General features: G+C 69.5%; 19 protein-coding genes. 17 read left to right on the top strand and 2 right to left on the bottom strand.

The window, feature by feature from the left end; translation table 11 throughout:
- Positions 1-205: 205 nt before the first annotated feature.
- Positions 206-715, top strand: a complete 510-nt coding sequence (locus ACWDEX_RS07210) for an ATP-binding protein (protein WP_450462424.1) — start codon at positions 206-208, stop codon at positions 713-715.
- A 36-nt stretch (positions 716-751) separates the two neighbouring features.
- On the opposite strand, the gene idi is transcribed toward ACWDEX_RS07210, so the two are convergent.
- Together idi and galE are read right to left on the bottom strand one after the other, a co-directional pair.
- Complete coding sequence (gene idi / locus ACWDEX_RS07215) at positions 752-1,345, bottom strand: isopentenyl-diphosphate Delta-isomerase (protein WP_450462227.1); 594 nt, start codon at positions 1,343-1,345, stop codon at positions 752-754.
- Positions 1,346-1,577: 232 nt separating this feature from the next.
- The gene (gene galE / locus ACWDEX_RS07220) at positions 1,578-2,558 is read right to left on the bottom strand and encodes a UDP-glucose 4-epimerase GalE (protein ID WP_450462228.1); all 981 of its coding nucleotides are present in this window, start codon (positions 2,556-2,558) and stop codon (positions 1,578-1,580) included.
- Between the two features lie 389 nt (positions 2,559-2,947).
- On the opposite strand from galE, the gene ACWDEX_RS07225 reads away from it, so the two are divergent.
- From ACWDEX_RS07225 to ispG, 16 genes are all read left to right on the top strand, one after another.
- On the top strand, positions 2,948-4,783 hold the full coding sequence (locus tag ACWDEX_RS07225; protein ID WP_450462425.1) for a DUF5941 domain-containing protein: 1,836 nt from the start codon (positions 2,948-2,950) through the stop codon (positions 4,781-4,783).
- Complete coding sequence (locus tag ACWDEX_RS07230; protein ID WP_450462229.1) at positions 4,780-5,532, top strand: phosphocholine cytidylyltransferase family protein; 753 nt, start codon at positions 4,780-4,782, stop codon at positions 5,530-5,532. The genes ACWDEX_RS07225 and ACWDEX_RS07230 overlap by 4 nt, the downstream gene beginning before the upstream one ends.
- Positions 5,520-6,584, top strand: coding sequence for an iron-containing alcohol dehydrogenase family protein (locus ACWDEX_RS07235; RefSeq protein WP_450462230.1), 1,065 nt, complete (start codon positions 5,520-5,522; stop codon positions 6,582-6,584). Before ACWDEX_RS07230 ends, ACWDEX_RS07235 begins: the two co-directional genes overlap by 13 nt.
- Positions 6,562-7,341 carry a CDP-alcohol phosphatidyltransferase family protein gene (locus tag ACWDEX_RS07240; protein ID WP_450462231.1) on the top strand — a complete coding sequence of 260 codons (780 nt, stop codon included), beginning with the start codon at positions 6,562-6,564 and terminating at the stop codon, positions 7,339-7,341. Before ACWDEX_RS07235 ends, ACWDEX_RS07240 begins: the two co-directional genes overlap by 23 nt.
- Positions 7,342-7,385: 44 nt before the next feature.
- On the top strand, positions 7,386-8,231 hold the full coding sequence (locus tag ACWDEX_RS07245) for a glycosyltransferase family 2 protein (RefSeq protein WP_450462426.1): 846 nt from the start codon (positions 7,386-7,388) through the stop codon (positions 8,229-8,231).
- Positions 8,232-8,337: 106 nt separating this feature from the next.
- Complete coding sequence (locus ACWDEX_RS07250) at positions 8,338-9,267, top strand: ABC transporter permease (protein WP_450462232.1); 930 nt, start codon at positions 8,338-8,340, stop codon at positions 9,265-9,267.
- Positions 9,260-10,048, top strand: coding sequence for an ABC transporter ATP-binding protein (locus ACWDEX_RS07255; RefSeq protein WP_450462233.1), 789 nt, complete (start codon positions 9,260-9,262; stop codon positions 10,046-10,048). The genes ACWDEX_RS07250 and ACWDEX_RS07255 overlap by 8 nt, the downstream gene beginning before the upstream one ends.
- 359 nt (positions 10,049-10,407) lie before the next feature.
- On the top strand, positions 10,408-11,310 hold the full coding sequence (hpnC, locus tag ACWDEX_RS07260; RefSeq protein ID WP_450462234.1) for a squalene synthase HpnC: 903 nt from the start codon (positions 10,408-10,410) through the stop codon (positions 11,308-11,310).
- Positions 11,307-12,257 (top strand): presqualene diphosphate synthase HpnD, encoded by a 951-nt coding sequence (gene hpnD / locus ACWDEX_RS07265; protein ID WP_450462235.1) that lies wholly within the window; start codon positions 11,307-11,309, stop codon positions 12,255-12,257. The genes hpnC and hpnD overlap by 4 nt, the downstream gene beginning before the upstream one ends.
- Positions 12,257-12,397 (top strand): DUF6380 family protein, encoded by a 141-nt coding sequence (locus tag ACWDEX_RS07270; protein ID WP_450462236.1) that lies wholly within the window; start codon positions 12,257-12,259, stop codon positions 12,395-12,397. The genes hpnD and ACWDEX_RS07270 overlap by 1 nt, the downstream gene beginning before the upstream one ends.
- Positions 12,394-13,839, top strand: a complete 1,446-nt coding sequence (gene hpnE / locus ACWDEX_RS07275) for a hydroxysqualene dehydroxylase HpnE (RefSeq protein WP_450462237.1) — start codon at positions 12,394-12,396, stop codon at positions 13,837-13,839. The genes ACWDEX_RS07270 and hpnE overlap by 4 nt, the downstream gene beginning before the upstream one ends.
- Positions 13,836-14,966, top strand: coding sequence for a polyprenyl synthetase family protein (locus tag ACWDEX_RS07280; protein WP_450462239.1), 1,131 nt, complete (start codon positions 13,836-13,838; stop codon positions 14,964-14,966). Before hpnE ends, ACWDEX_RS07280 begins: the two co-directional genes overlap by 4 nt.
- 141 nt (positions 14,967-15,107) lie before the next feature.
- Positions 15,108-17,108, top strand: coding sequence for a squalene--hopene cyclase (gene shc / locus ACWDEX_RS07285; RefSeq protein ID WP_450462240.1), 2,001 nt, complete (start codon positions 15,108-15,110; stop codon positions 17,106-17,108).
- 3 nt (positions 17,109-17,111) lie between these two features.
- On the top strand, positions 17,112-17,753 hold the full coding sequence (locus tag ACWDEX_RS07290; protein ID WP_450462241.1) for a phosphorylase family protein: 642 nt from the start codon (positions 17,112-17,114) through the stop codon (positions 17,751-17,753).
- A gap of 5 nt (positions 17,754-17,758) precedes the next feature.
- Positions 17,759-18,784, top strand: a complete 1,026-nt coding sequence (gene hpnH / locus ACWDEX_RS07295) for an adenosyl-hopene transferase HpnH (protein WP_450462243.1) — start codon at positions 17,759-17,761, stop codon at positions 18,782-18,784.
- Positions 18,785-18,788: 4 nt separating this feature from the next.
- On the top strand, positions 18,789-19,946 hold the full coding sequence (gene ispG, locus ACWDEX_RS07300) for a flavodoxin-dependent (E)-4-hydroxy-3-methylbut-2-enyl-diphosphate synthase (RefSeq protein ID WP_450462244.1): 1,158 nt from the start codon (positions 18,789-18,791) through the stop codon (positions 19,944-19,946).
- The last annotated feature ends 23 nt before the right edge of the window (positions 19,947-19,969 follow it).

Raw genomic sequence — 19,969 nt, forward strand, 5'->3', positions numbered from 1 at the left:
GGCGGGCGGTGAAGCAGTACAACCCGAAGAGTTCCGAAGGCGAAGCAACGGGGAACAGGAGTGGTCACACGACCGACCAGGTCATGCACTGGCGGTCAGATGTCGTCGATACCTGCTGACTTGTGGTCAGTGTTTCGGCGCGGACCAGCGCGTTCCCAACACTCGACGTGTGGTGACAATCGAGCGCAAGGGTGGCGACCGGACGATGGAGAACCAAGGGCGAGGGTCCGGCCCGCGCCCTGAGAGTGGCGGGAACGTATCGCACGACGGCAGAGCGCCGGGACCGCTGCCGTACGAGGGTGTCTGGCGGTTCACCGCCGCTGCCGTGGACGCCTCGGTGCCCCAGGCGCGGCACGCCGTCCGTGATCTGCTGGGCCGCCAGGGAGTGCCCGCCTCGGAGGACACCGTGCAGGCCCTGCTGCTGATCGTCTCCGAGCTGGTCACCAATGCCGTCCGGCACGCGGCGCTGCTGTCGCCGATGCTTGCCGTGGAGGTCGCCGTCGGCACCGAGTGGGTACGGGTCGCCGTGGAGGACAGCCATCCCTACCGCCCCAGTGCCCTGGAGGCCGACCACGGCAGGACTGGTGGCCGCGGACTGCTCCTGGTCCGCGAGATCACCAGAGAGGCGGGCGGGATGTGCGACGTCGAGCACACCGCGAGCGGCGGCAAGGTGATGTGGGCCGCTCTGCCGCTCAAACCCGTATGGACCGTGTGAGTCCGTCCGGCCGTGTGGGCCGGACGGACCACTGGGTCACCAGCCCGCGGACGAGCCCGTCAGCTCCCTGATCGCCGGCCTGGCGGCGTCCAGGACCGTCATGAACCACGCCGAGAACGTGTCCTTCGCATGCCGCTCCGCCAGCTCCTGCGGGGTCACGAAGACCGTCGCGGCGACCTCATCGGGGTCCTGGCGCACAGGGGACTGCACCAACCCGACGAACAGGTGGTTGAACTCCTGCTCCACCAGGCCCGAGTCCGGGTCCGGGTGGTTGTAGCGGACCGTGCCCGCCTCGGCGAGCAGCGAGGGGGAGATCCCAAGCTCCTCGTACGTCCGCCGGGCAGCCGCCGCGAACGGGGCCTCGCCCGGGTAGGGGTGGCCGCAGCAGGTGTTGGACCACACACCGGGGGAGTGGTACTTACCCAGCGCCCTCTGCTGCAGCAGCAGGCGGCCGTGCTCGTCGAAGAGGAACACGGAGAACGCCCGGTGCAACTGCCCGGGCGCCTGATGGGCGGCGAGCTTCTCCGCGGTGCCGATCGTGGTGCCGTTCTCGTCGACGAGCTCCAGCAAGATGGTTTCGGTGGTGCCGTTCGACGCACGGTTCGTCGCAGTGGCAGGTGTGATCGGCATACCCATCCTTCGCATCGGTTCTTCAGCCCCAAGTCTGCCGTACGGATCGGGCGCCCTCGGCTTCGTGCCGACCCGCATGTCCCGTCCCGGCTGCCCGGACGGGATGTACCGCTCTCGCGGAACAGAGATCGAAAGCGGCCGACTACTTGATCTTGCCCGGTGCCTTGGAGAGGGAACCCCGCTCCCGTACTTTGATCAGGTGTTCTACCGGACGGGAGGGGGTCTGCTCCGGTCAGTCGCGGCGGGCCTGCGGGTGGTGCAGCAGCCAGCCCTGCCAGGCCGACTCCACCATCTCGCGCAGCCCGTACCGCGCGCTCCAGCCCAGCTCCCGCTCGGCCAGCGCGGCCGACGCGACCGCGCGCGGCGCGTCACCGGGCCTGCGGGGCCCGACGATCGGGGGTGTGGGGTCGCCGGTCACCTCTCCGATGAGCGTGACGAGTTCACGCACCGAGACGCCTTCGCCGCGGCCGATGTTCACGGTCAGATCGCCCGTCGCGCCCGCGGCCAGCCGCCGGGCCGCCGCGCGGTGCGCGTCGGCGAGGTCGGCGACGTGGATGTAGTCGCGGACACAGGTGCCGTCCGACGTCGGATAGTCGTCGCCGAAGATCCGCGGGGCCTCGCCCCGGGACAGCCGGTCGAAGACCATCGGTACGACGTTGAAGATCCCCGTGTCGGCCAGCTCCGGCTCGGCCGTGCCCGACACGTTGAAGTAGCGCAGACACACGGTCGCCATGCCGTGCGCCCGGCCCGCCGCCCGCACCAGCCACTCGCCCGCGAGCTTCGTCTCGCCGTACGGGCTCATCGGGACACACGGCGTCTCCTCCGTGATGGGATCCACGTCGGGGTTGCCGTAGACGGCCGCGGACGAGGAGAACAGGAACCGCTTGATGCCCGCCCCCGCGACCGCGTCCAGCAGCGTGGCGAGACCGCCCACGTTCTCCTGGTAGTAGCGCGTCGGCTGGGCCACGGACTCGCCGACCTGCTTGCGCGCGGCGAGGTGCACCACCCCCGTCACCGCGTGCTCGGCGAAGACCTTCTTCAACAGCTCGCCGTCCAGCGTGGAGCCCTGGATGAGCGGAATGCCCGCCGGGAGCCGTCCCTGCACGCCGGCCGAGAGGTCGTCCAGGACGAGCACGCGCTCGCCCTCGGCAGCCATCGCCCTTGCCACATGAGCCCCGATGTATCCGGCCCCGCCAGTGATCAACCATGTCATGGTCCCTCACCCTAGGCCCGCCCGGTGAACGACAGTCGGCGCCGGTGCGCTCCCGCGCAGCCGCTTCATGCCTCGACGTGGTCTCTCTCGGCTCTACATCCGCCCGTTTTCATGAGCTATGCCCTTCATATGCCAATGATCCTTGGGTGCAATGTCCTGTATGTGCCGCTTCGGGTTCACGGTTTGTGGCGCGCCCCTTCGATCCCCGATGATGATCGCGGCGGCGGCCCTGCGGACCGCGTCGAATCAGCCCATGAACGGTCGGTGAATATCGGCCTCCAGGCATCCGATAGCCTCTGCCGACATGCTGCCCGGCCCGTTTCCCGGGTGTTCGCACCACACATAAAGACCGGCGCCCGTGTGCGTCGGGCCTCAGGGAGTGAGTTCGTCTGTCGACCGCCATCCTCACCGGCCAGCCGGTCCCCGGATCGTCGCTCGAGGGCGATCTGCGGTCGCTCGGCTTCGACGTGCGGGTCGCCACCGACGCCGGTGACACCGAGACACTCCTCGCCGCGGTGCCGGCGAACCAGCGGGTCGCGATCGTCGACGCCCGTTTCGTGGGCCACCCGCACGCGCTGCGCCTCGGTCTCACCGACCCCCGCTTCCCGGCCGCCGCGCTGCCCGGCGCCGTCACCGTCCAGCCGACCGCACGCGAGGCACTCACGCGAGCCCTTGCCCGCGAGTACTCCGCCGCGGCGCAGGGGGCGTCGTCCCCCCAGACCTCGGCCCCGGGCGAGCAGGCAGGTGCCACCAGCCTCGCCGAGCGCATCACCGCGGCTCTCGACACCGACGGCGTCCCGGTCCACCGTCCCGACCTCGGCACGCTGGTCGCCACGGTCCCCACCGACCCCCAGGCCCGTAACGAGGCCCGCCAGGCGGTTGCCGCCGTCGACGACGAGGCCGTCCGCCTGCGCAGTGCGGTCAAGGCCCGCGACGGCTTCTTCACCACGCACTTCATCAGCCCGTACTCGCGCTACATCGCCCGTTGGTGCGCCCGCCGGGGTCTCACCCCCAACCAGGTCACCACCGCCTCGCTGGTCACCGCCCTGATCGCGGCGGGCAGCGCGGCCACCGGCACCCGCGCCGGTTTCGTGGCCGCGGGCATCCTCCTGATCCTCTCCTTCGTCCTTGACTGCACCGACGGCCAACTGGCCCGCTACTCGCTGCAGTACTCCACGCTCGGCGCCTGGCTCGACGCCACCTTCGACCGCGCCAAGGAGTACGCCTACTACGCCGGTCTCGCCCTCGGCGCGGCCCGCGGCGGCGACGACGTGTGGGCGCTGGCCCTCGGCGCGATGGTCCTGCAGACCTGCCGGCACGTCGTGGACTTCTCCTTCAACGAGGCGAACCACGACGCGACCGCGAGCACCAGCCCCACCGCCGCCCTCTCGGACCGCCTCGACAGCGTCGGCTGGACGGTCTGGGTGCGCCGGATGATCATCCTGCCGATCGGTGAGCGCTGGGCGATGATCGCTGTCCTGACGGCGGCCACGACCCCGCGCATCACCTTCTACGCGCTGCTCATCGGCTGCGCGTTCGCCGCGGCGTACACCACGGCGGGACGGGCACTGCGTTCGATCGCACGCAAGGCGAGGCGCACGGACCGCGCGGCGCATGCGCTGGCGGACCTGGCGGACAGCGGGCCGTTGGCCGAACTGCTGGCGCGCACCCTGCGGGGCCCGGTCCGTGTGACGGCACCCCTCAGTGCCGCTGTCGGCGGCGTCCTCGTCGTACTCTCCGCCTGGCTCTGGGGGGCAGGCTGGCAGGTCGTCCTGTGCGCGGGCGCGTACGTCCTCGCGTCGGCCGAGGCGGTCGAACGCCCCCTCAAGGGCGCCCTCGACTGGCTGATCCCCCCGTTCTTCCGCGCCGCCGAATACGGCACTGTCCTGATCCTGGCGGCCAAAGCGGGGGTGAACGGAGCGCTTCCGGCGGCGTTCGGGCTGGTGGCGGCAGTCGCCTACCATCACTACGACACGGTGTACCGCATCCGCGGCGACGCCGGTGCGCCGCCGTCCTGGCTGGTGCGCGCGATCGGGGGACACGAAGGCCGGACGTTGCTCGTCACGGTCCTGGCCGCGCTGCTCACGGCGGCTCTGTTCAAGCTCGCGCTCACGGTCCTCGCCGTCTGCGTGGCCCTGGTGGTGCTCGTCGAGAGCATCCGCTTCTGGGTGGCCGCCCACAAGGGTGGCGCGCCCGCCGTACACGATGAAGGAGAACCTGCATGATCGGCCTCGTGCTGGCGGCCGGCGCCGGACGGCGTCTGCGCCCTTACACCGACACCCTGCCCAAGGCTCTGGTGCCGGTGGGGCCCGAGGGCGAGGAGGACAGCATCACGGTCCTCGACCTGACCCTCGGTAACTTCGCCGAGGTGGGCCTGACCGAGGCCGCGATCATCGTCGGCTACCGCAAGGAGGCCGTGTATGAGCGCAAGGAAGCCCTGGAGCAGAAGTACGGCCTGAAGCTCACGCTCATCGACAACGACAAGGCCGAGGAGTGGAACAACGCCTACTCCTTGTGGTGCGGCCGTGACGCGCTCAAGGACGGTGTGATCCTCGCCAACGGCGACACGGTGCACCCGGTCTCCGTCGAGAAGACGCTGCTGGCCGCCCGCGGCGACGGCAAGAAGATCATCCTCGCCCTCGACACGGTGAAGCAGCTCGCCGACGAGGAGATGAAGGTCGTCGTGGACCCCGCCAAGGGCGTCCAGAAGATCACCAAGCTGATGGAGCCGTCCGAGGCGACCGGCGAGTACATCGGCGTCACGCTCATCGAGGGCGACGCGGCCGCGGAGCTGGCCGACGCGCTGAAGGCCACGTTCGAGCGGGACCCGCAGCTGTACTACGAGGACGGTTACCAGGAGCTGGTCAACCGCGGCTTCAAGATCGACGTGGCGCCGATCGGTGACGTCCCGTGGGTCGAGATCGACAACCACGACGACCTCGCCAAGGGTCGGGAGATCGCGTGCCGGTACTGACGAGGCTCATCCCCTCGCCGGTCGTCGTCGACATCCGGCCGGGAGCGCTCGACGATCTGGCGACGATCCTGTCCGACCAGCGCATCGCGCCCTCCGGCCGGTTGGCCTTCGCGATCAGCGGTGGTTCCGGCCGGGTGCTGCGCGAACGTTTCGCCTCGTCGTTCCCGCAGGCGGACTGGTTCGAGGACGCCGACGGGACCATTGACGGTGCGGTGAAGCTCGCCGAGTCGATCAAGAAGGCCGGTCGCTACGACGCGGTCATCGGTCTCGGCGGCGGCAAGATCATCGACTGCGCCAAGTACGCGGCCGCGCGTGTAGGCCTGCCGCTGGTCGCCGTGGCCACCAACCTCGCCAACGACGGCCTGTGCTCACCTGTCGCGACGCTCGACAACGACGCCGGCCGAGGCTCCTACGGCGTACCGAACCCGATCGGCATCGTCATCGACCTCGATGTGATCCGCGGGGCGCCGCCCAAGTTCGTACGCGCGGGCATCGGCGACGTGATCTGCAAGATCTCCGCCGTCGCCGACTGGGAGCTGTCCCATCGTGAGACCGGCGAGCAGATCGACGGTCTCGCCGCCGCGATGGCCCGGCAGGCCGCTGAGGCGGTACTGCGCCACCCCGGTGGCGTGGGCGACGACGCGTTCTTGACGACGCTGTCCGAGTCCCTGGTGCTGTGCGGCATCTCGATGTCCGTCGCCGGTGACAGCCGTCCGGCCTCGGGCGCCTGCCACGAGATCAGCCATGCCTTCGACCTGACCTTCCCCAAGCGCAGCGCGCTCCATGGTGAGCAGTGCGGCCTCGGCGGTGTGTTCGCGACCTTCCTCCGGGGCGACTACGAGACCGCAGGACGGATGGCCGACGTGCTGCGCCGCCACAGCCTCCCGGTCCTCCCGGAGGAGATCGGCTTCACCGTGAACGAGTTCGTCGAGGTCGTGGAGTTCGCCCCGCAGACCCGACCCGGCCGCTACACGATCCTCGAACACCTCGACCTGAAGACCAACCAGATCAAGGACGCATACGCCGACTATGTCAAGGCCATCGGTAGCTGAACTACGCCCCGTCGTTCACCCGGAAGGGGTGAAGGACCGGCGCAGCGGTGAGCACTGGGCAGGACGCCTCTACATGCGGGAGATCTCGCTGCGGGTGGACCGCTACCTGGTGAACACCAGGGTCACGCCCAACCAGCTGACCTACCTGATGACCGTCTTCGGCGTACTCGCCGCCCCGGCCCTGCTGGTGCCGGGCGTGGCGGGCGCCGTGCTCGGCGTGGTGATGGTCCAGCTCTATCTGCTCCTCGACTGCGTCGACGGCGAGCTCGCCCGCTGGAAGAAGCAGTACTCACTCGCCGGGGTGTACCTCGACCGGGTCGGCGCCTACCTCACCGACGCGGCGGTCCTGGTCGGTTTCGGCCTGCGCGCCGCCGACCTGTGGGGCTCCGGGCGGATCGACTGGCTGTGGGCCTTCCTCGGCACCCTCGCCGCCCTCGGCGCCATCCTGATCAAGGCTGAGACCGATCTCGTGGGCGTCGCCCGTCACCAGGGCGGGCTGCCCCCGGTCAAGGAGGCGGCTTCCGAGCCGCGCTCGTCCGGCATGGCACTGGCCCGCAAGGCCGCCGCCGCGCTGAAGTTCCACCGGCTGATCCTCGGGATCGAGGCATCCCTGCTGATCCTGGTCCTGGCGATCGTGGACCAGGTCCGGGGCGACCTGTTCTTCTCCCGGCTCGGCGTCGCGGTACTCGCCGGCATCGCCCTGCTGCAGACACTGCTCCACCTCGTGTCCGTCCTCGCCTCCAGCAGGCTGAAGTGAGCGGCCCCACCAAGGGCGCGAAGGTCGGAGCGGTCATCATCACGATGGGCAACCGCCCTGCCGAGCTTCGCGCCCTCCTGGATTCGGTGGCCCAGCAGGACGGCGATGCCGTCGAAGTCGTCGTGGTCGGCAACGGCTCGCCCGTCCCGGACGTCCCCGACGGCGTCCGCACGGTCGAACTGCCCGAGAACCTCGGCATTCCCGGCGGCCGCAATGTCGGTATCGAGGCCTTCGGCCCCGGCGGCACCGACGTCGACATCCTCCTGTTCCTGGACGACGACGGTCTGCTCGCCCGCCCCGACACCGCCGAGCTGTGCCGTGCGGCCTTCGCCGCCGACCCGCACCTCGGCATCATCAGCTTCCGCATCGCCGACCCCGACACCGGAGAGACCCAGCGGCGCCATGTGCCGCGGCTGCGCGCCTCCGACCCGATGCGGTCCTCCCGGGTCACCACCTTCCTCGGCGGCGCCAACGCCGTCCGTACGAAGGTCTTCGCCGAGGTCGGCGGTCTGCCGGGCGAGTTCTTCTACGCCCATGAGGAGACCGACCTGGCCTGGCGGGCACTGAACGCTGGCTGGCTGATCGACTACCGGTCGGACATGGTGCTGTACCACCCCACGACCGCCCCCTCGCGGCACGCGGTCTACCACCGCATGGTCGCCCGCAACCGGGTCTGGCTGGCCCGCCGTAACCTCCCCGCCCTCCTTGTCCCGGTCTACCTGGGCGTCTGGATGCTGCTCACGCTGCTGCGCCGCCCCTCGCGGGCCGCACTGAAGGCGTGGTTCGGCGGATTCCGGGAAGGCTGGGCGACCCCGTGCGGGACCCGGCGGCCCATGAAGTGGCGTACGGTATGGCGCCTGACCCGACTGGGCCGCCCTCCCGTCATCTGACAAGCTCTTTACTCGACAGCACGCGGACGGGAGCGGGACCCAGATTCCGGCTCTCGCCCACGCCCGAGCAGGCTGTGCATCCCGAAGACGGAAAGTTTTCCAACCTGTGAGTGAGACAACGCATGACGGCGGAGTCGCGGTGAGCGCCCGCCCGTCGCCCGATGAAGGACTGACCCCGACCGAGCTGGCCGCCAAGTACGGGCTCTCGGTCAGCGGCGCCCGGCCCGGGCTCGTCGACTACGTCCGCCAGCTGTGGGGCCGACGTCACTTCATCCTCGCCTTCTCCCAGGCGAAGCTCACCGCCCAGTACAGCCAGGCCAAGCTCGGCCAGCTGTGGCAGGTCGCCACCCCGCTGCTGAACACGCTGGTGTACTACCTGATCTTCGGCGTGATCATGCATGCCGGCCGGGGCATGGCGCTCAGTACGTACATCCCGTTCCTGGTGACCGGTGTCTTCGTCTTCACCTTCACCCAGAGCTCCGTCATGGCCGGCGTCCGCGCGATCTCCGGCAACCTGGGCCTGGTGCGCGCCCTGCACTTCCCGCGAGCCTCCCTGCCCATCTCGTTCGCGCTGCAGCAGCTCCAGCAACTGCTCTTCTCGATGATCGTGCTGTTTGTCGTGGCGATGGGGTTCGGCAGCTACCCGAGCATGTCCTGGCTGCTGATCGTCCCGGTTCTGGTGCTGCAGTTCTTCTTCAACACCGGCCTGGCGATGATCGTGGCGAGGCTGGGCGCCAAGACCCCGGACCTCGCCCAGCTGATGCCGTTCCTCCTGCGCACCTGGATGTACGCGTCCGGCGTCATGTTCTCCATCAACACCATGCTCCAGGGCCGGCCCGAGTGGGTCATGCGCGCGTTGCAGGTGAACCCCGCCGCCGTCTACATGGACCTCATGCGCTTCGCGCTCATCAAGGACTACGGCGCCTCGAACCTCCCGCCGCACGTCTGGGCCCTCGCGCTGTTCTGGGCCGTCGTCGTGTTCGCCGGCGGGTTCGTGTACTTCTGGAAGGCGGAGGAGCGGTACGGCCGTGGCTGAGCAGAACACCGGGGCACGGGTCCCCACCGTCATCGCGGACGAGCTGCACATCGTCTACCGCGTCAACGGCGCCAAGACCGGCAAGGGCAGCGCCACCGCAGCCCTCAGCCGGATCCTCAAGCGAGGATCCGACGACGCGGCGCGCGGCGTGCGCAAGGTGCACGCGGTCCGGGGCGTCTCCTTCGTCGCCTACCGCGGCGAGGCCATCGGTCTGATCGGCTCCAACGGTTCCGGGAAGTCCACGCTGCTGCGCGCCATCGCCGGACTGCTGCCGGCCGAGCGGGGCAAGGTCTACACCGACGGCCAGCCCTCTCTCCTGGGCGTCAACGCGGCCCTGATGAACGACCTGACCGGCGAGCGCAACGTCATCCTGGGCGGCCTCGCCATGGGCATGTCCCGAGAGCAGATAAAGGCCCGCTATCAGGAGATCGTCGACTTCTCCGGTATCAACGAGAAGGGCGACTTCATCACGCTGCCCATGCGCACCTACTCCTCCGGCATGGCGGCGCGGCTGCGGTTCTCCATCGCGGCGGCCAAGGACCACGACGTCCTCATGATCGACGAGGCGCTGGCCACCGGTGACCGCAAGTTCCAAAAGCGCTCCGAGAACCGCATCAAGGAATTGCGCAAGCAGGCCGGCACGGTGTTTCTGGTCAGCCACAACAACAAGTCGATTCGCGACACCTGCGACCGTGTCCTGTGGCTGGAACGCGGCGAGCTGCGCATGGACGGCCCGACCGAAGAGGTCCTGAAGGAGTACGAGAAGTTCACGGGCAAGTAGCCCCGACGCCCAGGGCCCCGCCGGAACGCTCCGGCGGGGCCCTGCGTCTGCAAGGGAAACGCCAACTCCGTTTGGTCTTGGGAATCTTGACGCCAATCGGTGTGTTGTTGTGATGTGCAGGACACCCCGCGGATGCTCATTGCGTTGTACAACGTAAGCTGTAACGGTCCTGATTCGCGGCAAGTGGGGCGATAATGCCCTGCACCCTCACACCTGCCGCACTGCGCGGACGGTCGGGCGGCGTGTCCGAAATAGGGTGTATTGGGTCAGCGGTGTAGAACGGGAGATGTGACGGCAATGGCTACGGAAAGTCTCCGGCTTCGCGAGGCATGTGCCGTCTCCGCGTCGGGTGGCGAGCGGTGACCGCAGCTGGGACGGCGCGCATCGGCGACCCTGAGCGCGACACCCTCGACAAAGCCGCGGACGAGAACTTCCCCGTGGCTCCGTTCTTTCTACCCAAGGTCTGGCGTGCGGATCTGATGGCCGTCTACGGCTTCGCGCGTCTCGTCGACGACATCGGCGACGGCGACCTCGCGCCCGGTGGCGCAGACGCCCGGCTCCTCGGTGTGTCGCCGCAGGAAACGGAGGACCGCCTCGCGCTTCTGGACGCCCTCGAGACGGACCTGCACAGGGTCTTCGAGTCGACGCCGCGGCATCCTCTTGTGGCCCGCCTACAGACCACCGTCCGGCGCGCCGGCCTCACTCCGGAGCCGTTCCTCGGTCTGATCGCCGCCAATCGTCAGGACCAGCTCGTCACGCGGTACGAGACCTACGACGACCTTCTCGCCTACTGCGAACTGTCCGCCAACCCGGTCGGACGCCTGGTTCTCGCTGTCACCGGCACGTCCACTCCCGAGCGCATCCGGCGCTCCGACGCCATCTGCACGGCACTGCAGATCGTGGAACACCTTCAGGATGTCGCCGAGGACCTCGGCCGTGACCGCATCTACCTCCCCGCCGAGGACATGAAGCGCTTTCATGTCCAGGAGGCGGACCTCGCCATGGACACGGCAGGCGCATCGGTGCGCGCACTGGTCGCGTACGAAGCGCAACGCGCCCGCGATCTCCTGAATGAAGGCGCCCCCCTCGTGGGTAGCGTCCACGGCAGGTTGAGGCTGCTGCTTGCGGGTTTCGTGGCGGGAGGAAGGGCGGCGATCCAGGCGATCACCGCCGCCGAATACGACGTACTTCCCGGCCCCCCCAAGCCCGGCAGGCTCCGGTTGCTGCGCGAGGTGGGCGTGACCCTGCGAGGAGAGGGGTGATCCGGACCGTGGAGTCGGAACAGCACGTGTCCCCGCCGGTACTCGCCGCGTACAGCTACTGCGAGGCCGTGACCGGGCAGCAGGCCCGTAACTTCGCCTATGGCATCAGACTCCTGCCGACGCCCAAGCGTCGCGCGATGTCTGCTCTGTACGCGTTCTCCCGACGGGTCGACGACATCGGTGACGGCGCGCTGGCGGCCGACGTCAAGAAGGTGCGGCTGGAGGAGACCCGGGCGCTGCTGGCCCGGATCCGTGACGGCAAGGTGGCCGAGGACGACACCGACCCGGTGGCGGTCGCCCTCACCCATGCCGCCTGGCACTTCCCGATCCCGCTCGACGGCCTCGACGAACTCATCGACGGCGTCCTCATGGACGTACGCGGCGAGACCTACGAGACCTGGGACGACCTGAAGGTCTACTGCCGCTGCGTGGCCGGGGCCATCGGGCGGCTCTCGCTCGGAGTGTTCGGCACGGAACCAGGGGCGCGCGGCGCCGAGCGCGGGCCCGAGTACGCGGACACTCTCGGGCTCGCGCTGCAGCTCACCAACATCCTCCGGGACGTTCGTGAGGACGCCGAGGGCGGCCGCGTCTACCTACCCGCCGACGACCTCGCCAAGTTCGGCTGCTCGGCCGGGTTCCGCGGGCCGACCCCGCCGGAGGGCTCCGACTTCGCAGGGCTTGTGCACTTCGAAGTGCGCCGTGCTCGTGCCCTCTTCGCCGAGGGCTACCGGCTGCTACCCCTCCTCGACCGGCGCAGCGGCGCCTGTGTCGCCGCTATGGCCGGCATCTACCGACGGCTGCTGGACCGCATCGAGCGCGCGCCGGAGGCCGTGCTGCGCGGTCGTGTCTCGCTGCCCGGCCGTGAGAAGGCGTTCGTCGCGGTGCGCGGACTCTCGGGCCTCGACGCCCGGAACGTGTCACGGCGGACCGTCAGGAGGCGTGTCTGATGGATAAGCCGGCCCCAGGCGATTTCATCCGCGAAAAGCGGCAGGCAACCCTCCGGTCCGGCGCGGCGTCCCTGACGGAGACGGCTCGCCGTGCATCGTTCAATCACCACGGCGGACCGGCAGGGGAGGGAGCACGATGAGCGACGGCACACGGCCCGAGGGCCAAGCCGCGGACACTGCGGACCGCCCGGAGAAGCCCTCTGCCCGCGGGACGTCCGCCGTGGTCGTGGGCGCCGGACTCGCCGGGACCACGGCTGCGCTCGCGCTTGCCGACGCCGGGGTGCGTGTCACTCTGCTGGAAGGGCGCCCGCGCCTTGGCGGTCTCGCGTTCTCCTTCCAGCGCGGGGACCTGACCGTGGACAACGGGCAGCACGTCTATCTGCGCTGCTGCACCGCGTACCGCTGGTTCCTCGACCGGATCGACGCCGCCGCGCTCGCACCCCTGCAGGATCGTCTCGACGTGCCCGTTCTCGACGCGAACGCCACGCCCGGACGACGGCTCGGCAGACTTCGGCGTGACGCGCTGCCCGTGCCCTTGCATCTTGGGCGCAGCCTCGCCACCTACCCCCATCTCTCGCTCGCCGAACGAGCCAAGGTCGGGCGTGCCGCGCTGGCGCTGCGAGGACTCGACCTCGCGGACCCCGCGCTCGACACGCAGAACTTCGGCGGCTGGCTCGCCGCGCACGGCCAGTCGGCACGTGCCGTCGAGGCACTGTGGGACCTGGTCGGGGTCGCCACTCTCAACGCGGTGGCCGCGGACGCTTCGCTCGGGCTCGCCGCGATGGTGTTCAAGACGGGTCTGCTGTCCGACCCGGGCGCGGCGGACATCGGCTGGGCCCACGTCCCGCTGGGCGAACTGCACGACCGGCTGGCACGCAAGGCGCTCGAGTCCGCGGGCGTCCGTGTCGAGGTCCGTACACGCGTCACCTCCATCTCCCCTCAGGGGAACGGGCGTTGGAGCGTTCAGGTTCCCGGTGAGCGCATCGAGACCGACACGGTGGTCCTCGCCGTCCCGCAGCGCGAGGCCCACGACCTGCTGCCCGCCGGCGCTCTCGACGCCCCCGAGCGGCTGCTCGAGATCGGCACAGCGCCGATCCTCAACGTCCATGTCGTCTACGACCGCAAGGTGCTGGGGCGGCCGTTCTTCGCCGCGCTCGGCTCCCCGGTGCAGTGGGTCTTCGACCGCACCGAGGCCTCCGGGCTGCGCGAGGGCCAGTACCTCGCGCTGTCACAGTCGACCGCGCAGGACGAGATCGACGAGCCCGTCGCCGTACTGCGCGACCGCTATCTACCGGAACTTCGACGGCTGTTGCCCGCGACCCGCGGCGCCGAGGTGAAGGACTTCTTCGTGACCCGGGAGCGTACGGCGACGTTCGCCCCCACCCCCGGCGTCGGGCGGCTGCGGCCCGGTGCCCGCACCAAGGCACCCGGCCTATACCTGGCCGGAGCGTGGACCGCCACCGGGTGGCCCGCGACCATGGAGAGTGCGGTCCGCAGCGGCGTCAGCGCGGCGAGCGCCGCACTGGACGCCCTGGGCCGGGCCGACGCCCGCCTCCCCGACCCTTTCGAGGAGGCGGCATGAGCGTCGACCCGCACGAGAGAGGCCCCCGCACTCCCGGTATCGCAACAAGAGGAGAGACTGTGCCCACTGTGCCCCCGGCCGAGATGGCTGCCGACGCGGTGGACGTGTCCGCGCTCCTGGAGCGCGGCCGGACCCTGGCCGCACCGGTGCTGCGGGCGGCCGTCGACCGCCTGGCACCGCCCATGGACACCGTCGCCGCCTACCACTTCGGCTGGATCGATGCCGAGGGCAACCCGGCGGAAGGCCATGGCGGCAAGGCCGTGCGCCCCGCGTTGGCGCTGCTCTCCGCCCAGGTCGCGGGCAAGGCCCCCGAGGTGGGCGTGCCCGGCGCGGTCGCGGTCGAGCTGGTGCACAACTTCTCCCTGCTGCACGACGACCTGATGGACGGCGACGAACAGCGCCGCCACCGCGACACCGTGTGGAAGGTGCATGGTCCGGCCCAGGCCATCCTCGTCGGTGACGCTCTGTTCGCTCTTGCCAACGAGGTCCTGCTGGAACTCGGCACCGTCGAGGCCGGGCGTGCCGCCCGGCGCCTGGCCACCGCCACCCGCGCCCTGATCGACGGCCAGGCGCAGGACATCTCCTATGAGCACCGCGACCGCGTCACCGTCGCGGAGTGCCTGGAGATGGAGGGCAACAAGACCGGCGCCCTGCTCGCCTGCGCGTCCTCCGTAGGCGCGGTCCTCGGTGGCGCGGACGACCGTACCGCCGACGCGCTGGAGAGGTACGGTCACCACCTCGGCCTCGCCTTCCAGGCCGTCGACGACCTCCTCGGTATCTGGGGCGACCCGGAGGCCACCGGGAAGCAGACCTGGAGCGATCTGCGTCAGCGCAAGAAGTCCCTGCCGGTCGTGGCCGCGCTTGCGGCGGGCGGACCCGCCTCCGAGCGGCTCGGCGAGATCCTCGCCGAGGACGCCAAGAGCACCGACTTCGAGAACTTCTCCGAGGAGGAGTTCGCCGCGCGCGCCGCGCTCATCGAGGAGGCGGGCGGCCGCGAATGGACCGCCCAGGAGGCACGCCGCCAGCACGCGATCGCCATCGAAGCCCTGGACTCGGTCCAGATGCCCCAGGAGGTGCGCGCGCAGTTCACGGCGCTCGCCGACTTCGTCGTCGTAAGGAAGAGATGATCACTATCGGTCGAATACACCTCGCTTAGTCGCCGACCGGTGCGCCCACGCTCTCGACTCCTCCCTCACTCTCACTGACGCGCACCGGTCGACGGCGGACCCACAGCAGCACGACTTGCACGACTGCAGGAAGGGGAAGCCATGACAGCGACGACCGACGGAAGCACCGGGGCCCTGTCGCCCCGCGCTGCCTCGGCCAGCGACACCAACGAACCCCTCCCGGAGGAGCCCGGGAGGGTTGGCACTCGAGAGGCCGCCGAGCTCGCCATGCGGCGCGCGACGGACTTCCTGCTCTCACGGCAGGACGCCCAGGGCTGGTGGAAGGGCACCCTCGAGACGAACGTCACGATGGATGCCGAGGACCTGCTGCTCCGTCAGTTCCTTGGAATCAGCGACGAGAAGACCACCGAAGCCGCCGCCCTGTTCATCCGCGGCGAGCAGCGTGACGACGGCACCTGGGCCACCTTCTACGGCGGACCCGGCGAACTGTCCTCCACCATCGAGGCCTACGTGGCGCTGCGCCTGGCCGGCGATGCGCCCGACGAGCCCCACATGGCGAAGGCGTCCGCGTGGGTCCGTGAGCAGGGCGGCATCGCTGCCTCCCGGGTGTTCACCCGAATCTGGCTCGCCCTGTTCGGCTGGTGGCGGTGGGAAGACCTGCCCGAAATGCCGCCGGAGATCATCTTCTTCCCCAAGTGGATGCCGCTGAACATCTACGACTTCGGATGCTGGGCGCGGCAGACCATCGTTCCGCTCACCATCGTTTGCGCGAAGCGCCCGGTGCGCCCCGCGCCCTTCCCGCTCGAAGAGCTGCACACCGACCCGAGCGACCCCAGGCCCGCCAAGGCGCTTGCCCCTGCGACCAGTTGGGATGGCGTCTTCCAGCGGCTCGACAAGGCGCTGCACCAGTTCCGCAAGGTCGCTCCGCGCGGGCTGCGCAGGGCTGCCGTCAACTCCGCCGCCCGCTGGATCATCGAGCGGCAGGAGAACGACGGCTGTTGGGGCGGGATCCAGCCGCCCGCAGTGTATTCGATCATCGCCCTGCACCTGCTCGGCTATGACCTCCAGCATCCCGTGATGCGCGAGGGTCTCGCCTCGCTCGACCGTTTCGCCGTATGGCGGGAGGACGGCGCGCGCATGATCGAGGCGTGCCAGTCCCCGGTGTGGGACACCTGCCTCGCGACCATCGCGCTTGCCGACGCGGGTGTCCCCGCCGACCATCCGCAGCTGGTGAAGGCCGCGGACTGGATGCTCGGCGAGGAGATCGTCCGACCGGGCGACTGGTCGGTGCGACGTCCCGGACTGCCGCCGGGTGGCTGGGCGTTCGAGTTCCACAACGACAACTACCCCGATATCGACGACACCGCCGAGGTCGTCCTCGCGCTGCGCCGCGTCAAGCACCCCGATGCGGAGCGGGTCGAGAAGGCGATCGGGCGCGGGGTGCGCTGGAACTTCGGTATGCAGTCGAAGAACGGCGCATGGGGCGCCTTCGACGTCGACAACACCAGCCGGTTCCCCAACCGGCTGCCGTTCTGTGACTTCGGCGAGGTCATCGACCCGCCGTCCGCAGACGTCACCGGTCACGTCGTGGAGATGCTCGCCATCGAGGGCCACTCCCACGACCCCCGCACCCGCCGCGGCGTCAAGTGGCTGCTGGCGGAACAGGAGCCCGACGGCTCGTGGTTCGGACGCTGGGGCGTCAACTACGTCTACGGCACCGGTTCGGTGGTGCCCGCACTGATCGCCGCGGGGATCCCCGGCGCGCACCCGGCGATCCGCCGTGCCGTCGCCTGGCTGGAGAGTGTCCAGAACGACGACGGCGGCTGGGGCGAGGACCTGCGCTCGTACCAGGAGGCGGGAAAGTGGAACGGTCGGGGCGCTTCCACGGCCTCGCAGACGGCGTGGGCGCTGCTCGCGCTGCTGGCGGCGGGGGAGAGCGACTCCAAGACCGTGGAACGTGCCGTCGAGTTCCTCGCCCAGACTCAGAAGGAGGACGGATCCTGGGACGAGCCGTACTTCACCGGCACCGGCTTCCCCTGGGACTTCTCCATCAACTACCACCTCTACCGGCAGGTCTTCCCGCTCACCGCGCTCGGTCGCTACGTCCACGGCGAGCCGTTTGCCGAGGTCAAGGGGAGCTGATCGATGAGCCAGAAGCCCGCCGCGGCCCAGCTGCTGATCGCCTGCGCGCTCGGCATCGAGCAGCTCGCTCTGCGCAGTGGTGGCCGGACGGGCGCCGATGGGCCCTTCACCGTACTTCGTACGGGTATGGGCCCTCGGTCGGCCGAACGCTCGGTCAGCCGGGCGCTCGCCGAGCCGGCCCTCGCCCGGGCGGCCGTACTCGCCACGGGCTTCTGCGCGGGGCTCGCTCCCGGGATGCACCCCGGCGACCTGGTGGTCGCCGAGGAGACCCGGGACCCGCGCGGCACCACCCCCTGCGTGGGCACCGACCTGCTGGTCAAGGAGCTCGTCCGTACCCTCCCGGGGCGCACCGTCCACACCGGGCCGCTGACCGGCTCGGACCATGTCGTCCGCGGCCAGGAGCGGTCGGAACTGCTTGCGACCGGTGCGATCGCGGTCGACATGGAATCCGCGGCCACGATCCACAGCGCCGTACGCGCGAGCGCGCGCCCGGTTGCGGCCGTCCGGGTGGTCGTGGACGCTCCTGAACATGAACTCGTCCGGATCGGCACGTTGCGCGGTGGAATATCAGCCTTCCGCGTTCTTCGTGCCGTCCTTCCCGCTTTCTTCGAATGGCACCGTACTTTGCTGCTCCCTCGGAGGTGAGCCAGATGGCCATGCCGTTGCGTCAGACCGTCAAGGTCGCTACATATCTGTTTGAACAAAAGCTCAGGAAGCGGGACAAGTTCGCGCTGCTGGTAGAGCTGGAACCACTCTTTGCCTGCAACCTCAAATGCGAGGGCTGCGGGAAGATCCAGCACCCGGCAGGCGTACTCAAGCAGCGCATGCCCGTCGCCCAGGCCGTGGGAGCGGTACTCGAGTCCGGCGCCCCGATGGTGTCCATCGCGGGTGGAGAGCCGTTGATGCATCCGCAGATCGACGAGATCGTGCGGCAGTTGGTGGCCAAGAAGAAGTTCGTCTTCCTGTGTACCAACGCGCTGCTGATGCGCAAGAAGATGGACAAGTTCAAGCCCTCCCCCTACTTCGCCTGGGCGGTGCACATCGACGGCCTGCGCGATCGGCATGACGCCTCGGTGGCCAAGGAGGGCACCTTCGACGAGGCGGTGGCGGCCATAAAGGAGGCCAAGCGGCGCGGTTTCCGGGTCACCACCAACTCGACCTTCTTCAACACGGACACCCCGCAGACCGTCGTGGAGGTGCTGAACTACCTCAACGACGACCTGAAGGTCGACGAGATGATGCTTTCGCCCGCCTACGCCTACGAGAAGGCCCCCGACCAGGAGCACTTCCTCGGTGTCCAGCAGACCCGCGAGTTGTTCAAGAAGGCCTTCTCGGGCGGCAACCGCAGGCGGTGGCGGCTCAACCAGAGCCCGCTCTTCCTGGACTTCCTGGAGGGCAAGGTCGACTTCCCGTGCACCGCGTGGGCGATCCCCAGCTACTCCCTCTTCGGCTGGCAGAAGCCGTGCTACCTGATGAGCGACGGGTACGTGGCCACGTACAGGCAACTGCTCGAGGAGACCGACTGGGACCAGTACGGCCGAGGCAAGGACCCCCGCTGCGCCAACTGCATGGCGCACTGCGGCTACGAACCGACCGCCGTGCTCGCCACCATGGGCTCGTTGAAGGAGTCCCTGAGGGCCGCACGCGAGACCATGACCAGCGGAAAGCAGCAGTGAAGCGATGAACGCCGTTCCCTTGGGAGTCCCCGAGGTGCCGGCCCGGCCGATAGCGCAGCGACGCGTGTCGCGGCAGATCGATGTCGGGCCGGTGGCGGTGGGGGGCGGGGCCCCGGTGTCGGTGCAGTCGATGACGACGACGCGTACGTCGGACATCGGCGCGACGCTTCAGCAGATCGCGGAGTTGACGGCGTCCGGCTGCCAGATCGTCCGGGTGGCCTGCCCGACGCAGGACGACGCCGACGCGCTCGCGACCATCGCCAGGAAGTCGCAGATCCCGGTGATCGCGGACATCCACTTCCAGCCGAAGTACGTTTTCGCGGCGATCGAGGCGGGCTGTGCCGCCGTCCGGGTGAACCCGGGCAACATCAAGCAGTTCGACGACAAGGTGAAGGAGATCGCGAAGGCCGCCAAGGACCACGGCACTCCGATCCGGATCGGGGTGAACGCGGGCTCGCTGGACAGGCGGCTGCTGCAGAAGTACGGCAGGGCGACCCCCGAGGCGCTGGTCGAGTCGGCCCTGTGGGAGGCGTCGCTCTTCGAGGAGCACGGCTTCCGGGACATCAAGATCTCGGTCAAGCACAACGACCCCGTCGTGATGATCGAGGCCTACCGTCAGCTCGCCGCGCAGTGCGACTACCCGCTCCATCTGGGCGTCACCGAGGCGGGGCCGGCCTTCCAGGGCACCATCAAGTCGGCCGTCGCCTTCGGTGCGCTGCTCTCCCAGGGCATCGGCGACACCATCCGCGTCTCCCTGTCCGCTCCTCCGGTCGAGGAGATCAAGGTCGGCACCCAGATCCTGGAGTCCCTGGGCCTACGGCAGCGGCGCCTGGAGATCGTCTCCTGCCCGTCCTGCGGGCGCGCCCAGGTCGACGTGTACAAGCTGGCCGAGGAGGTCACGGCGGGCCTGGAGGGCATGGAGGTGCCGCTGCGGGTCGCGGTCATGGGGTGTGTGGTCAACGGTCCCGGGGAGGCGCGGGAGGCGGATCTGGGGGTCGCCTCCGGCAACGGCAAGGGCCAGATCTTCGTCAAGGGCGAGGTCATCAAGACCGTGCCCGAGTCGAAGATCGTGGAGACGCTCATCGAGGAGGCGATGAAGATCGCCGAACAGATGGAGAAAGACGGAGCCGGGTCCGGAGAACCGGCCGTCACCGTGAGCTGAGCAGCACGGACCGAGAGGGGGCC

The organism is Streptomyces sp. NPDC001020, assembly GCF_053599115.1.